Origin of the sequence: Streptomyces sp. NPDC029044, assembly GCF_040637495.1 — a bacterium.
GTDB lineage: Bacteria > Actinomycetota > Actinomycetes > Streptomycetales > Streptomycetaceae > Streptomyces.
The window spans coordinates 16328-30174 of the sequence record NZ_JBEZWN010000025.1 but is presented as its reverse complement, the minus strand read 5'-3'; the positions used below and the strand labels follow the sequence as shown (position 1 = coordinate 30174).

Genomic DNA, 13847 nt, shown 5'->3' with positions numbered 1-13847 from the left:
CGCTGTAGACCGGCACCTGCCAGCGCCGTCGAGTGTCCATACCCAGCACCTTGATCACTCGTTGGTGTTCGTGGTGCGAGCCCGCCGCGCGGTGACCTCTTGGTACACCCGAGCCGTCTGAGCTCCCGAACAGACCGAGGCCCGCGGGGTGAGCTGGTGCCACGAACGGCTTCTGAGGTGGCGGACCAGCCGACTGTGCTGAGTCCTGGGATTAGGTCGACGCGTGGCCCGCATCCGCTCGTGACCAGCACGAACCCGCACCAGAGAGAGGGGAACGTCTTGATTTACTGCGGCATCGACTGGGCTGAGAGGACACACGACGTCGCCCTGGTCGACGACACCGGCCAGCTCATCGCCAAGCGGCACATCACCGATGACGCGGCCGGTTACAAGATCCTGCTGGACCTGCTCGCCGAGCACGGCGACAGCGAAGAGAACCCCATACCGGTCGCGATCGAGACCGCCCGCGGCCTGCTGGTCACGATATTGCGGACCGGCAAGCGGAAGGTGTTCGCGATCAACCCGATGGCCGCCGCCCGCTACCGCGACCGGCACTCGGTCTCCCGCAAGAAGTCCGACCCCGGCGACGCCCTGGTCCTGGCGAACATCCTGCGCACCGACATGCACGCCCACCGACCCCTGCCCCAGGACAGCGACCCGGCCCGCGCCCTTGCTGTCCTCGCCCGCGCCCAGCAGGACGCCACCTGGAACCGACAGCAGATCTCCAACCAGCTCCGCTCCCTCCTGCGCGAGTACTACCCAGCCGCCCTGGCAGCCGTCGAACCGTGGAAGAACGGCCTGTGCCGCTCCGAGGCTCACGAACTCCTCCGCCTTGCCCCCACCCCGACCCAGGCCGCACGCCTGACCCGAACCCAGCTCCAGGCCGCACTCAAACGCGCCGGACGCAAGCGCGCCATCGCCGCCGACGCCGACCGGCTCCGCGAGGTCTTCCGCGCCGACTACGCCCACCAGCCGCCCCTGGTCGAGGACGCGCTCGGCAAGCAGATGCTGGCCCTCCTGATGCAGCTCGAAGCCGCCTCCAAGGCCGCCGACGACCTCGCGCAAGCGGTGGAAGATGCCTTCCCTCAGCACCCGGACGCTGAGATCTACCTCAGCTTCCCCGGCCTCGGAGTCCAGCTCGGCGCTCGGGTACTCGCCGAGATCGGAGACGACCGCACCCGCTTCGTCACTGCTCGTGGCCTGAAGGCATATGCCGGCGCTTCACCCGTCACCAGGGCCTCAGGCAAGAAGTCGAGCATCACCCGCCGGTGGGTGAAGAACGACCGCCTCAACCACGCCGGCTACTTATGGGCGTTCTCCTCGATCACCGCTTCACCCGGCGCCAAGGCCCACTACCGGCGCCGCCGCGACGACCATGGAGACTGGCACGCAGCCGCCCAACGCAACCTCTTCAACCGCATGCTCCGACAGCTCTACCACTGCCTGCAACACCGCAAGCTGTTCGAGGAACAAACCGCCTTCCCGGCCCAACTCGCTCCCGCAGCTTGACGACTTAGAACCCTGAGGTGTCTCCAGCGCGCGGGTTTCGTGGCCGTCGTCCGTCTCCACGAGACCTACCACCGCGCTCCCACCGGCCTCGCCGAAGACGATGAGTCCCGTCTCGCCAGGGACGCCGTCGCCCGCCTCCGGGCAGCCGGATACTACGTCGACTGTGCCCCGGGCTTCGACACCGACGCCCGACCGGCCAGTTACCCGCCACTGGGCTCCTCCGTCGCCCACCTCGCCGAGCGCCTTCGCGACGCCACCACCACGGACGAGGTGGCCGACGCGCTGACCGAGCTGACCGCCGCCCACGACGGCATCCTCGCCGCTCTGGAGGAAGTGCTCACCGCCACCGCCGAGTTCCACGACGGTCTCGGCCAGCCGGCCGACCCCTACACCGCCCGTCGGCTGCACTACCTCGCCGACGAGCACCTCCACATCATCCGTACCGACCTCACCCACACCCGCAACGCCCTCGCCGACCGGCACGCCCTGCACCCCGGCCGCAGCACCTGCACCGGGGAGGTCCCCGCCACCGAGCGCGAGCGCTCCGCCGTGTGCGCCTGCCCGCCCCCGCCGCGCACAGTCCCGGCCCCGCCGCCACCGGCCGCCGCCGGACTGCGCCGCTGACCCCCACCTCGCCCAAGGACACCATGCACGACCACGACACCTCCGAGCGCCTCGCCTCGTACGCCGACGTCCTCGCCGGCGAACTCCCCGGCACCTGGACCAGCACTCACCTCCCGCCGGACGCCAAGGACGACCTCACCGAACTGGCCGACCGCGTCTGGGACCTGGACCTGGTCGCCGCCTCACTGGCCGAGCACCCGCTGAAGCAGGCAGCCGTCCTGAGCCGCCCCGACGGCGCCCAACTCGTCCTTCTCGATCGGCACGACGAACGCGACGGATTCCTCATCGCCGCCGTCGCCCCGCGCGCCCTGCCCGACGAGGCGTACCGCGCCGTTCCCGAGCCCAACGGCATCGCCCTGGCGGACGACCCGTTCCTGAGCGCCGAGCAGGTCGCCAGCGACCTGCTCGCCCGCTACGACAGCGCGCTCGCCCAGGTCCGGCACAACGCCCTGGGCGGCATCCAGCCCTCCGAGCGCGACCGGGTCGTCCTGACCTGGCAGCCGGACGGCAGTGTCGCCACCGCCCCCGTCGACGACCGTGCCGGCGCGATCCTCGTCGCCCACGGCTTCGTCCAAGGCCCGCAGAGCGGCATCTACCTCCTCAGCGGCGACGACACCCGCGCGCAGGCGCGCGCCCTGCGCGAGATCGGCCCGCAGCTCGACGCGCTCGGCATGGGCACCGCGCTCCAGCACCCGGCGGGCCGGACCGCGCCCAGCTCCGCCCCAGCCTCGATGCCGCCCTCCCTGGCCGGCAGCCGTGCGCCGACCACCAGGGCTCGATGAAGCAGACGGAGCCCGAGTTCTGGATGCTGGATTACGTCACCATCACCAAGGACGCCCGCACCGGCCTCGTCGTCGCCATCGGCGGCACCGAGAAGGCGGCAGACATCCTCCAGCGAACCGGCGGCTTCCTCTCCGCTGCCGGACCGCGCGGGGACTACCACCGGCTTCCCCACGGCCTACCCGTCGAGCAGCAGCGTCTGAAGGCGACCACCGCCTCGCAGGCCCTGCTTGCCGCCGGTCACAGCGTCCACTCGACCGGCTCTGAACGCGCTTACCGTGCCGGACAGCGAACACGACGCGGCCCTGCGCTACCTCACCCACCTCGTCGAGCGGGCCTCTGCCGCCAGGACCAGCAGTGCGGTGGCCGACGTGCTGACCGAGATCGCCGCCCCGGTCACCGGGCTGCGGCCCCTCACCAGGGAAGTGGTCGTCCGGGCCTGGATCGCCGCCAACGACCTCCTGGGGGCTGCCCCCGGCCAGCAACCCGAACCCCTCGCACGGCTCGCGAACACCGCCAACTCCCTGAGCCAGGCAGCACTCCTGATCTTGGACGCCCGCAACCACGCCGCCGACGCTCCGCAACCGGCGCCCCCACCGCCACCGCGCACCGCCCAGCCATCGGCCTCCCGCCGCCATTGACCCCGGAGGGAACACATGGCCAACCTGGCCGATGAATACGGCACGGACGTCGAGATCTACATCAAGGCCCTGACGACCACCATCCACGCCGACACCCCCACCGGCGCCCCCGCCAAGCTCCACGACCTGCTGGAGCAGCTCGGCTTCGAACGCCACGAATACCCCACGGGCGCGCCGCTGTACATCTGGCACACCGTGCCCGAACACCTGAGCGCCGACGAGCAGAAGCGCCTGGCGACCCGCGCCATCCCCGCCCTGCTCCTGGCCGGGTACGAGGTCAACTGCACGCCCGACGTCTTCGACGAAGCCGCCTACCGGCAAGCCGTGCACCACGCCCGCACCCGTGCAGCCCGCCTCGCCGCGCAGCATCCGGCACCGGCTAGCGCCCCCTCGCAGCCCGCACCGGCCCGTCGCACCCCGTAAGACCGCACGGGTGGCCCCAGCACCCCGCCGGGGCCACCCACCGCACCGCTCAATCCCCGGAGAACCCCGTAGCAGCCCGCACACCCCCACCGATCAGCCACCTGCTCAAGCCCCGACTCGCGACCGCGCTGTTCCGCCGCTATCTGCGCGCCTGCATCCCGACCGGCCCGGACCGCGCCTCCCCGCTGGCCGGCGCCCGCCCGGAGGCCGTCCTCGCAGAGACGCAGCGCGTCGGCCACCGCCACCACCACTGACCATCCCCTCGACCGGAGAAGCATGTCCCACCCCGCCCCCGACCCGGTGAGACTGGCCGACGAGATCACCCGCCAGCTCGGCCAGCTCGCCGATCACCTCGCTCAGCTCCCCCCTCCCCAGGCCGCGCAGGTCATCGCCCGCGTTCTCGACCCGGACGCCGGAGTCCTCGGCGGCATCACCCACCTCGTCGCCACCAGCAGCGTGTTCGCCAAGGACCAGGCCGAACGAGGCGCCCTCCCGGCGGAGGTGTGGCTCGCTCTGGGCCGCGCCTCGAACGAACTGCACGACATCGCCCTCGACCTGGACGAACACAAGGACACCTTGCAGCACGTCGGCACCCGGCCCGCCACCACCGCGGCGAAGCCCCCGGCACCCGCACCGCTCGTCGTCCGGCGGCACCGGTGAAGAAGAAGCAATGGCAAAGCTGGGGCCCAGGCGAACAGGCCGAGCAGCACTACCTCGTCCAGCCCCGTGCCTTCGCCGGCGGCGGCGACGTCCGGCACGTCTCGGAGTTCCTGCGCGCCTCGGGATGGCGGGACAAGTCCAAGACGAACGGCCCTCTGCTCATGGAGAGCCCCGACCGCACCGTCCGTGTCGCCTACGACCCCTACGTCCTGCCCGGCGGGTGGACCATCCACGGCCAAGCAGACGGCCCCAACGGCGAATGGTCGGCGCACCTGGGCCGGCAGACGCCGGTAGAGATCGTCGGCGGCCTGACCGACGCCCTCACCCGACCCCGCTCCGCCCACGCCCCCAACGTCTGGACACCGTTGGAGCAGCAGAACTGGCACACGCGTTTCGAGGGCGAGCACTACACCGCGACCAGCCCCGACGGTACAGCGTGGATGCAGTACCACCACAGCTCGGACGGCGCGGCGCTGTGGTGGACCGGAGCGAAGGACAAGCAGGGAAACGGCTGGACTGCCAACTTCACGCCCAACACCCCGATGCACCTGGTGCAAGCCTTCTCGGCCGAACTCGCCAACCCGAATCCCGTGATGCGCCCGCGCGGGCGCATCACGCACAGCGCACAGATCCGCACCTGGTCCGTCTCCGTCAAGCCCTCCGAGCTCCGTGCGTGGCAACAGGCCCGGATCACGGCCGCCCGCGCCGCCACCTGGGCCCGCAACAGCGCCCGAAGCACACGTCCACGCACCACCGCCCGTCCCTACACCCACGCCGGCGGCGCCCGGACCCGCCCCTGACCTGACGCCCCCGTCCCAAGGAGCCCGATGCCCGCACTCACTCCGGACACCATCCACGCCGCGACCGAGACCCTGTCGGACCTCACCGACTACCTGCGCGAGAACCCTGACCCCGTGGAAGCCCTCGCCCTCGTCGAGCCCCTTCTCGATGAGTACACGGGCCTGCCCGTTCAGCTCGCCGACATCCTGCGCGCCCTCGCTCGTGCCCTGCAGGAGCACCCGGACGTCCCGCGCACCGCGCAGGTCGACCTTCTGATCACCGAGTTGCGCACGGCCGCGTGGGAGCAGGCCGACCAGCACGCCCTCCACTACGTCCTGGACGACCTCCGCGACCTGTACGGCAGCACCGACGAGAGCGAACCGGGGGGCTGCTGGTGCCGCTGAGCGAACGGCAGCTGGCTGCGTTCGCCGACAAGCACGCCTGGCGCATCCCGTTCGACACCAGCCCCCGCCACGTCGCCGGCCCCGGAGACGCCCGCCACGTCACCCACGGTCTGGCCGCGGCTGGATGGAGCGCCGTCTCCGACCCGTTGAGTGCCGAGATCGTCCTGCGCAGCCCCGACCTGCGTCACTGCCTCCAGTTCGACCCGCAGTCCGCCACCCCCGCGTGGTGGCGGCTGCGGGCGGAGTCCACCGACACCGAGCCCGGCTGGTACGCCGAGTTCGGCGAACTCGTGCCCGCCGAGGTCCTTGCCGGCTTCACCGACGCGCTCATCGTCCCGCCGCCGCAGCAACCGGACCCGTGGCAACCGGTGACCTCTGCGGGGTGGCACCGCGACTCAGACGGCACAGCGCGATCGCCAGATTCCATGTGCCACATCGAACTGCGCCCGTTGAGCGAATTCCACGACCGGCCGTCCTGGCACGTCGAGCCCCGTGAGCCCGGCCACGGAGAGTTCCACGGCCCGCGCATCTGGCACGCCTACTTCGACGAGCGCACCCCCACCCACCTGGTCGAATCGTTCCTCACCGCACTGGCAGACCGCAGCCCCCTCCAGCGCGGCATGTACGACCGCACCGGCCACTACAGCGCCGTGCAAGAGCCCAGCCCACTGCGCCCACAGCAACTGGTTGACGCCCACGCCGCGCGCCTCAAGTCCCTTCGTGCGCAGGCACGCTCCGCCCGCCGGCAGCAGACGACACCCGCGACGGCCCAGGCGAACGTCGGCCCAGCCCAGCCGGCCGCTCGCCGCTGAACCGACAGGACTCCACCTCATCTCCACCGACCACCACGCACACCACGACTTCCTCCGTCACCTCGACGACTATCTGAGCGACAGCAAGAAGATCCTCGACGCCTGGGACGCCTACTCCGAAGAGCACACCGACCTCGACGGCTGGCCCCACGACGACAACGCCTACGGCAGGCGCGCGAGCCAGCGCGACGCCGACACCCTCACGGCGTTCGAGCCGCTCCGCTACGGCGCCCGTCACCTGCTGGCCACCGCCGAGACGCAGCTGGTTCAGCTGCCGGAGAACACGGTGCAGAGCCGCTGGGTCTACCAGTTGGGCGTCCTGCGCGACGCCCTCGACCGGCTCGACGAGCTGCACGAGCAGTGGCTGGAGACCAGAGACGCCCTCCCCGCCACCGCCAAGCCCGGCACCGCCGACTTCGAAGATGCCCTCGCCGAGCATCACGCCGAATCGTGGAGCTACCTCGATGACTGGGCCACTCACGGCAAGGCGCTTCGGGAGATCAACTCCGCTGCTCGCAAGGCCCGTTCGCCTTTGGCTCCCCTTCCGGTCCCCGCACTCGTCCGGCGGATCGCGGCACGGAAGTGAGCACACGGCCGACTCCCGAGACCGTCGAGGTCGACTTCATCGCCCCGCGCCATCTCGCCTGCGCCAGTGATCCCGCCTGGTTCACCGTCCTGTCGACCAACCCGATGCCCTCGGCGCCTCCGCCGGTCAAGAACGGCCGCAGTCGCTGATCCCTCCGTCCCCGCCCGGAAGCACATAGCCCTTGACCCCTTCCCCCTCCTCGAACAGTTCCACAGACGGATACGACCTCGTTCTGCGCCTCATCCTCGGCGTACTCGCGATCACCGTCCCCCTCGCCCTCTTCGCCTGGCTGTCGGGCAACATCACCGCCTACCTCACCGGAGCCGACTGGGCGCCGTACCAGCCGACCGCCGCCCTGCTCCACCCCGAGCAGGTCTGGCCCGGCATGGGGGATACGTCGCTGCTGATCGGCGCCCGAATCGTGCCCGTCCTTCTCCTCCTGACCCTCTCGGTGGCGGTCGGCGTCGTATGGGCCCGGCACAAGAGCCGCAGCGGCGGCCGGAAAAAGAAGATCACAGACATGGCCAAGGCCCGGGACATCGAGCCCCTGATGGCCAGGGCGATCGCCGACAAGGCCCGCTCCCTGCGGCCGAGTCTGAAGGACGCCAAGAACATCGACGCGAAGGACACCGGCATCCTCCTGGGTAACCTGCAGGGCACCAAGCACGAGGTGCGCATGGGGTTCGAGGACGTCGCCGTCGCGATCATGGCCCCCCGGTCCGGCAAGACGACTTCTCTCGCGATCCCCTCCATCCTGCACGCCCCCGGACCGGTGCTGCTCACCAGCAACAAGGCCGCCGGCGATGCCTTCACCACGGCCTACGAAGCGCGGGCGAAGACGGGACAGGTGTGGACCATGGACCCGCAGCAGATCGCCCACGCTGCCCGCGAGATGTGGTGGAACCCCCTGGCCAGCGCGACCACCCTGGACGGGGCGAACCGGCTGGCCGGCCACTTCCTCGCCGCGAGCGTCGATGCGTCCCAGCAGGGCGACTTCTGGTCCAAGGCCGGCAGCAACATCCTGTCCCAGCTACTCCTGGCCGCGGCTCTCGACGAGCGGCCAATCACCGACATCATGCAGTGGCTCGCCTTCCCCGCCGACCGGACCCCGCTCGACATCCTCCGGGATCACGGTTTCGCGGCAGTCGCCGCCCAGCTCAAGGGCACTGTCGAGGGCCCGCCCGAGACCCGCGACGGCATCTACGAGACCGCCCGTCAGTACGCCGCCGCGCTGCTCAACTCCGAGATCGCGGCCTGGGTGACGCCGCAGAAGGATGTCCCCGAATTTCAGCCGGCGCAGTTCGTTACCTCCACCGACACGCTCTTCCTGCTCAGCAAGGACGGAGGCGGCGGCGCCTCCGCGTTGATCGCGGCGTGTGCGGACTCGGTGATGCGCGCCGCGACCGCCCAGGCCGAGCGCGCCGGCGGACGGCTCGACCCTCCCATGTTGGCGATCCTCGACGAGGCCGCCAACGTGTGCAAGATCAGCGACCTGCCGGACCTGTACTCCCACCTCGGCTCGCGCGGGATCATCCCCATCACGATCCTGCAGTCCTACCGCCAGGGCCAGAAAGTGTGGGGTGACGCCGGCATGGACGCCATGTGGTCCGCCTCGACTGTGAAGGTCATCGGCAGCGGTATCGACGACCCCGACTTCGCCGACAAGCTCAGCCGCTTGATCGGTGACCACGATGTCGAGACCACCTCGACCTCACATTCGGAGTCCGGGAAGTCGACCTCCGTGTCAATGCGGCAGGAACGGATCCTGCCCCCAGACGCGATCCGCGCCCTGCCCAAGGGCACCGCCCTGTGCTTCGCCACCGGCATGCGGGCCGCCATGCTCGACCTGCGCCCGTGGTACCGGGAGCCCGGCGCAGCGGACCTGGCGGCGGCGTCCGCCCGCGCATCGAAGGCCATCACGGCACGCGCCGTCGCGAAGCACGCACCCACGCAGGCCGACTTCGGACCAGCGGCCTGACACACGCCGCCCGTTCCCCCAGTCCTTCGACGCCGCGTCCGTCCCTTCTCCGTCCTGGAGTTCTTCTTGCAGATCATCGACTTGGCCGAGCAAACACGCGTCCTCGGCCAGGTGGCACCCGCCCTGGAAACCCTGCGCGACGACGTACGAAAGGTCCGCGGGGGAGAGATCCTCAAGCCCATCCGGGAGCCCGCCCCCATCGCTCGGCGCACGCAGCAGCTGGCGATGCATTCCACGCAGCAGCTGCACAACCTGTCCTTCAGCCAGTACGCCGCCGACTTTGGGCTTGCCACGTGATACTCGACCTCTTCGCGGGCCCGGGCGGCTGGAGCAGAGCACTGGGCGTCCTCGGCGTGCGCGACGTCGGTCTGGAATGGGACACCTGGGCCTGCAAAACCCGTGTCGCTGCCGGGCAGTTGACCGTCCGCACCGACGTTGCGATGTATCCGACATGGCCCTTCATCGGCCGCACGCGCGGGCTGATCGCTTCCCCGCCGTGCCAGGCGTGGAGCATGGCCGGCAAACGCCTCGGCCTGGTGGACCAGCCGCTGGTGCACACCGCGGTCGAGGACCTGGCCGCCGGACGCGACACCCGCGAACGCCTCCTTGCCGCGTGCCGTGACGAGCGCTCCCTGCTCGCTGCCGAGCCGATGCGCTACCTGCACGCCCTCAACACGGTCGGCGAGCCCGACTGGGTCGCGATGGAGGAAGTGCCGGACGTCCTACCCCTTTGGAAGCAGTACGCAGCGATCCTGCGCACCTGGGGCTACTCGGTATGGGCCGGGATCCTCAACGCCGCCGACTACGGCGTCCCCCAGACAAGAAGGCGGGCGATCCTGCTCGCGTCACGCACCCGTACCGCCGAACCTCCCCCGCCCACGCACGCCAAGACCGCCGAGCCAGAGAGCCTGTTCGGGCCGGGCCGCGCCCGGTGGGTGTCCATGGCCGAGGCCCTCGGTTGGGGCGCCACCGACCGCCCGGTGCCGACCGTGTGCGCCGGCGGCGGCCCCGGAGGCGGGCCCGAGCCATTCCCATCCGGCTCACGCAAGACCCTCATCGACGCCCGCAACCGCGGCACCTGGACACCACAGCCCGGCCCGGAGAACGTCCCACAACGCCATCGCGACGGTACTGGCCGAGCACACCGGCATGCTCCCCGGGCGAACCGCCCGGCACCGGCGCCCACCTCCGCGGAGCACCGCTGGTCCTGGTCGCTGCGGAGCAACAACCAGTCCAACGCCACCATCCGCAGCGTGAACGAGCCCGCCGGCACCTTGTTCTTCGGACACCGCGCGAACGAGTGCACCTGGGTCGCCGAACCCACACGCAACCCGGACGGCAACGCACCGGCACCGGACCCGATCCGGATCACCGCCCAGGAAGCCAGACTCCTGCAGTCCTTTCCCGCCGACTACCCGTGGCAAGGCAACAAAGGCCAGATCTTCAGCCAGATCGGCAACGCCGTCCCGCCACGGCTCGCAGCCCACCTGCTGGCCCCGCACCTGGGCAAGACCCTCACCCCCGACGACTTCACCCTGGCCGCCTAAATGCCCCACTCCACCGACCCGTACGAGGATGACGACCTCGACGACCTGCCCGACACCCATCCGCCGCAGCCCGTGCGCTACGCCGAGCAAGCCCTCCTCGGTGCCCTCCTCCTCGATCCGCACCGCCTCAGCGACGTGACCGGGATCGCCGCAGACGCGTTCTCCACCGCCGCACACGCCGCCCTGTTCGCCGCGATCAGCACTCTGCCGCCGCCCGACCCTGTCGAGCATGCGAAGAGCACCGACTGGCTCAACCAGGTGCTCGCCACGGGGCGCGAACGGGCACGGGGGCTGACCGCCTCCTACCTGCACACGCTCATCCAGGTCTGCCCCTGGCCCCGCCACGCACCGGCCTACGCGCGGATGGTCGAGGCCGAGCGCGCCCGCCGCCGTCTGCAGAGTGCCGCCGAACACCTTGTCCAGACCGTCCACGACACGTCCGTCCCTCACCCCGTCCAGACGGTGCTCGCCAAAGCCGACGCCGTCGCCGCGGTGGTGGACGACATCGCAAGCCGCTTCCCCCCGCGCGCCGGCGTCCTGCCCCGCACTGCGGCACCGCCGCCGGCCACCGCTCCCGACTACGCCGAGGCGGTCGAGGAGGAGCAACTGCTACTCGCGACTGCCACCGCCCACCCCGCCGACATCGAGTCCGTCAGGTGGCTGCTCCCCGACGACTTCCACCTCCCCCTGCACGCCGGCCTGTGGCAGTGCCTGACCGCCCTGGGCCGCCGCCACGAGCCCGTCGACCCCGTCACCGTCCTGTGGGAGGCCCAACAGCGCGGCCTGCTGGACGACGGCAGTGAACCGGGCGAGGTTCTCCGCATGCTGGCGAACCCGGCTGGGTCCGTGGAGCACTGGGGCGAACGCGCGCTGCAGCGTTCCCTCCTGGCCACCGCCGATTACACCGGTCGGCGCATCGAGGCGTACGCCGGCGACCCGGCGAACACCCCGTTCCAACTCGTCGTCGGCGCACGCCGATCCCTCGCCGACATCGGCGCCGTCCGCACCCGCTGGCAGCACGCCACCGGAACAGTCCCGACACCACGACCGCGACCAGCGGCCACCACCCGCGCCGGCCCGCCGACCACCACGGCCGCGCACACCGCCCGCGCCGCGCGAGCAACCCGATAGCACCCTGAATACGCAGGTGGCCGGACCCGAAGGCCCGGCCACCGCCAGAGACGACACCCGCATGACTCCCACCATCGACGCCCACGTCTGCCTCGACACCCACCCCACCCATCCCAGCGCCGTGACCGCCATCCTGACCGGCCTACGTGGCCGACGCCGGCGACCACGACGCCCTCCTCTACGCCTTCCTCTATGGGCACGGCGAATGGGAGAAATGGCAGGCGATCCCTATTGAATCGGCGTGTTGAAGCCGATCTGACAGGGTGGCGCGATGAACAAATGGCGTGTGTTCTGGGTCTCCAAGTCGGCGCCGATCGCCTCACCGCACGTACCTGTGCTTGCGGAATGGACAGACCTGACAGAGCGTGAAGATTCAACCGGGATCCGGCCCGGCGATCCGATTCTGCTGACACCGGACTACCGCGTCGACGAACTCCTCAGCCTGTACACGCGCAGTAGCCCGTTCCGGGGATACACGAAAGAGACAAAGCGGAACTACATCACGGACATCTGCCTGTTCCTCAACTTCCTGTGGCAGCGTGGAAAGGTCTGGACGCAGGCCGTGGAGTCCGATGTCGACGACTTTCAGTTCTGGCGCCAAACGTCGCGCGACAACCCGGTGCGGGTAGGCGGGAACAAGTGGAATCGTGAACTGGCCGCACTGATGAACCTGTACACGTGGGCGACGAAGCTGGGCAACGAGTTCCTACCGCGCAACCCGGTGCCGGTGCATCGGGTGGTGGGTCGCCATGGGCAGGTCGTCAACGTGCCGGACGGGAAGGCGAAGGACGCCCGGGAGAGCAATGTTCACTGGCTGACACCTCGGACGTTCCGGCTTTGGGTGGACGTCGGGCTGCGCGGGTACGGCACTGACGGCCTTCCCTCGACGGGCTGGGTGGGTCGGCTGGAGGGCCGCAACGTTGCGTTTGTGCGCTTGCTGACCTCTTCGGGGGTGCGGCGGCTGGAGGGCGCCTCGCTGCTGACGTTCGAGGTGCCGTCACTGCGCCTGGAAGGCGGTCGTTACTACACGGGGCGCCTCGCGGCGGCGGTCACGCGTTCCAAGAAGGCCCGTACCTACTACGTCGAGGCTCATGTGGTGGGCGATATCGAGAACTACGTCGACTCATCGCGCGCAGAGTCCATCCGCAAAGCCCAGGCCCGGGGCTGGTACGACGGCGTGCCGGGGATGCGGCTGGTCACCCGGGTGAGCCGGGGACCGAAGCCGACGGTGTACTGGTGCGACCGCCGGGGCGTCACGGGCCGTATCGCGCTGACGGAGGCTACCGCGGACGAACGGATGACGTGGTACACCGAAGGCCCGGAGGGACCGGAGCCGTTGTGGTTGTGGCTGAACGAGATGGGTTTGCCGTTTCAGCCGCATTCGTGGAACAACGTCTTCACGGCGGCGAACCGGCGGTGCCGGGCGGTGCTGGATCCGGAGCCGGAGCGTCGGCTGGATCCGCATCGCAGCCGGGCACCGTATGCGACGCCGCATTCCTGCCGGCACAGCTTCGCCCTCTACATGCTGGTGGTCCTGCACCACTTGATGGACCGGCGGTTCGGTCTGAGCCCGGAGGAGCGGCGGGACTACCGGCTGCTGTATGGGGATCCGTGGCGGATGGTGCAGGACCTTTTGGGTCATGCGTCCCTGGAGACGACCCGCGTGCGGTATCTGGCCCCGATCGCCGACCTTCAGCTGCGGTCGCTGCTGACCACCGCGCCCCCGTTCCGCGAAGGGGAACGGCCGACGTGGGACATGGATGAGGTGTTCGCGCGTCTGGCGCTGGAGGCCGAGGGCATCCAGGACATCGATGCCAAGCTGCAGGTCACCTCGCGGACGACAGGATGAACCGGCGCGGGCGTACGGCGCCTCTGCCGACAACGCCGGTACGCAGACCACCGGTTCTGAGCGGCGACGGTCTCGTGGTCGAGCACCGAGACCGAACGGGAGCCGTCGCGGTCTACGACTTCC

At 70.3% G+C, this 13847-nt stretch carries 16 protein-coding genes; all 16 read left to right on the top strand.

The features are described 5' to 3' along the window. The first annotated feature begins 279 nt into the window (after window positions 1-279). The 16 genes from AB0E85_RS20920 to AB0E85_RS20845 all read left to right on the top strand — a co-directional run bounded on the left by AB0E85_RS20920 (window position 280) and on the right by AB0E85_RS20845 (window position 13724). Window positions 280-1509, top strand: a complete 1230-nt coding sequence (locus AB0E85_RS20920; RefSeq protein ID WP_361929194.1) for an IS110 family transposase — start codon at window positions 280-282, stop codon at window positions 1507-1509. A 39-nt stretch (window positions 1510-1548) separates the two neighbouring features. Continuing rightward, a complete protein-coding gene (locus AB0E85_RS20915; RefSeq protein ID WP_361929191.1) occupies window positions 1549-2133 on the top strand; it encodes a hypothetical protein in 585 nt (194 codons plus the stop codon). Window positions 2134-2156: 23 nt separating this feature from the next. Further along, the gene (locus AB0E85_RS20910; protein ID WP_361929189.1) at window positions 2157-2915 is read left to right on the top strand and encodes a hypothetical protein; all 759 of its coding nucleotides are present in this window, start codon (window positions 2157-2159) and stop codon (window positions 2913-2915) included. 276 nt (window positions 2916-3191) lie between these two features. Further along, window positions 3192-3554 carry a hypothetical protein gene (locus tag AB0E85_RS20905; protein ID WP_361929186.1) on the top strand — a complete coding sequence of 121 codons (363 nt, stop codon included), beginning with the start codon at window positions 3192-3194 and terminating at the stop codon, window positions 3552-3554. A 15-nt stretch (window positions 3555-3569) separates the two neighbouring features. Then, on the top strand, window positions 3570-3977 hold the full coding sequence (locus tag AB0E85_RS20900) for a hypothetical protein (protein WP_361929184.1): 408 nt from the start codon (window positions 3570-3572) through the stop codon (window positions 3975-3977). 276 nt (window positions 3978-4253) lie between these two features. Continuing rightward, window positions 4254-4637, top strand: a complete 384-nt coding sequence (locus AB0E85_RS20895) for a hypothetical protein (protein WP_361929181.1) — start codon at window positions 4254-4256, stop codon at window positions 4635-4637. Further along, a complete protein-coding gene (locus tag AB0E85_RS20890; RefSeq protein WP_361929178.1) occupies window positions 4634-5437 on the top strand; it encodes a DUF317 domain-containing protein in 804 nt (267 codons plus the stop codon). Before AB0E85_RS20895 ends, AB0E85_RS20890 begins: the two co-directional genes overlap by 4 nt. A 27-nt stretch (window positions 5438-5464) precedes the next feature. Beyond that, a complete protein-coding gene (locus AB0E85_RS20885; RefSeq protein WP_361929175.1) occupies window positions 5465-5821 on the top strand; it encodes a hypothetical protein in 357 nt (118 codons plus the stop codon). After that, window positions 5812-6633, top strand: a complete 822-nt coding sequence (locus AB0E85_RS20880) for a DUF317 domain-containing protein (protein ID WP_361929172.1) — start codon at window positions 5812-5814, stop codon at window positions 6631-6633. The genes AB0E85_RS20885 and AB0E85_RS20880 overlap by 10 nt, the downstream gene beginning before the upstream one ends. Next, window positions 6542-7219 carry a hypothetical protein gene (locus AB0E85_RS20875; protein ID WP_361929170.1) on the top strand — a complete coding sequence of 226 codons (678 nt, stop codon included), beginning with the start codon at window positions 6542-6544 and terminating at the stop codon, window positions 7217-7219. Before AB0E85_RS20880 ends, AB0E85_RS20875 begins: the two co-directional genes overlap by 92 nt. Next, window positions 7216-7368, top strand: a complete 153-nt coding sequence (locus AB0E85_RS20870) for a hypothetical protein (RefSeq protein ID WP_361929168.1) — start codon at window positions 7216-7218, stop codon at window positions 7366-7368. The genes AB0E85_RS20875 and AB0E85_RS20870 overlap by 4 nt, the downstream gene beginning before the upstream one ends. Before the next feature lie 32 nt (window positions 7369-7400). Then, complete coding sequence (locus AB0E85_RS20865) at window positions 7401-9197, top strand: TraM recognition domain-containing protein (protein ID WP_361929165.1); 1797 nt, start codon at window positions 7401-7403, stop codon at window positions 9195-9197. A 66-nt stretch (window positions 9198-9263) separates the two neighbouring features. Beyond that, window positions 9264-9494 carry a hypothetical protein gene (locus tag AB0E85_RS20860; RefSeq protein ID WP_361929162.1) on the top strand — a complete coding sequence of 77 codons (231 nt, stop codon included), beginning with the start codon at window positions 9264-9266 and terminating at the stop codon, window positions 9492-9494. Then, window positions 9491-10744, top strand: a complete 1254-nt coding sequence (locus AB0E85_RS20855) for a DNA cytosine methyltransferase (protein ID WP_361929160.1) — start codon at window positions 9491-9493, stop codon at window positions 10742-10744. Before AB0E85_RS20860 ends, AB0E85_RS20855 begins: the two co-directional genes overlap by 4 nt. Further along, window positions 10745-11875 carry a DnaB-like helicase N-terminal domain-containing protein gene (locus tag AB0E85_RS20850; protein ID WP_361929157.1) on the top strand — a complete coding sequence of 377 codons (1131 nt, stop codon included), beginning with the start codon at window positions 10745-10747 and terminating at the stop codon, window positions 11873-11875. A gap of 271 nt (window positions 11876-12146) precedes the next feature. Then, window positions 12147-13724 (top strand): site-specific integrase, encoded by a 1578-nt coding sequence (locus tag AB0E85_RS20845; protein ID WP_361929155.1) that lies wholly within the window; start codon window positions 12147-12149, stop codon window positions 13722-13724. Window positions 13725-13847 lie beyond the last annotated feature (123 nt).

Coding starts and splice junctions, on each gene's coding strand:
- AB0E85_RS20845 (WP_361929155.1), top strand. CDS start 12,147: ATGAACAAATGGCGTGTGTTCTGGGTCTCCAAGTCGGCGCCGATCGCC.
- AB0E85_RS20850 (WP_361929157.1), top strand. CDS start 10,745: ATGCCCCACTCCACCGACCCGTACGAGGATGACGACCTCGACGACCTG.
- AB0E85_RS20900 (WP_361929184.1), top strand. CDS start 3,570: ATGGCCAACCTGGCCGATGAATACGGCACGGACGTCGAGATCTACATC.
- AB0E85_RS20885 (WP_361929175.1), top strand. CDS start 5,465: ATGCCCGCACTCACTCCGGACACCATCCACGCCGCGACCGAGACCCTG.
- AB0E85_RS20895 (WP_361929181.1), top strand. CDS start 4,254: ATGTCCCACCCCGCCCCCGACCCGGTGAGACTGGCCGACGAGATCACC.
- AB0E85_RS20910 (WP_361929189.1), top strand. CDS start 2,157: ATGCACGACCACGACACCTCCGAGCGCCTCGCCTCGTACGCCGACGTC.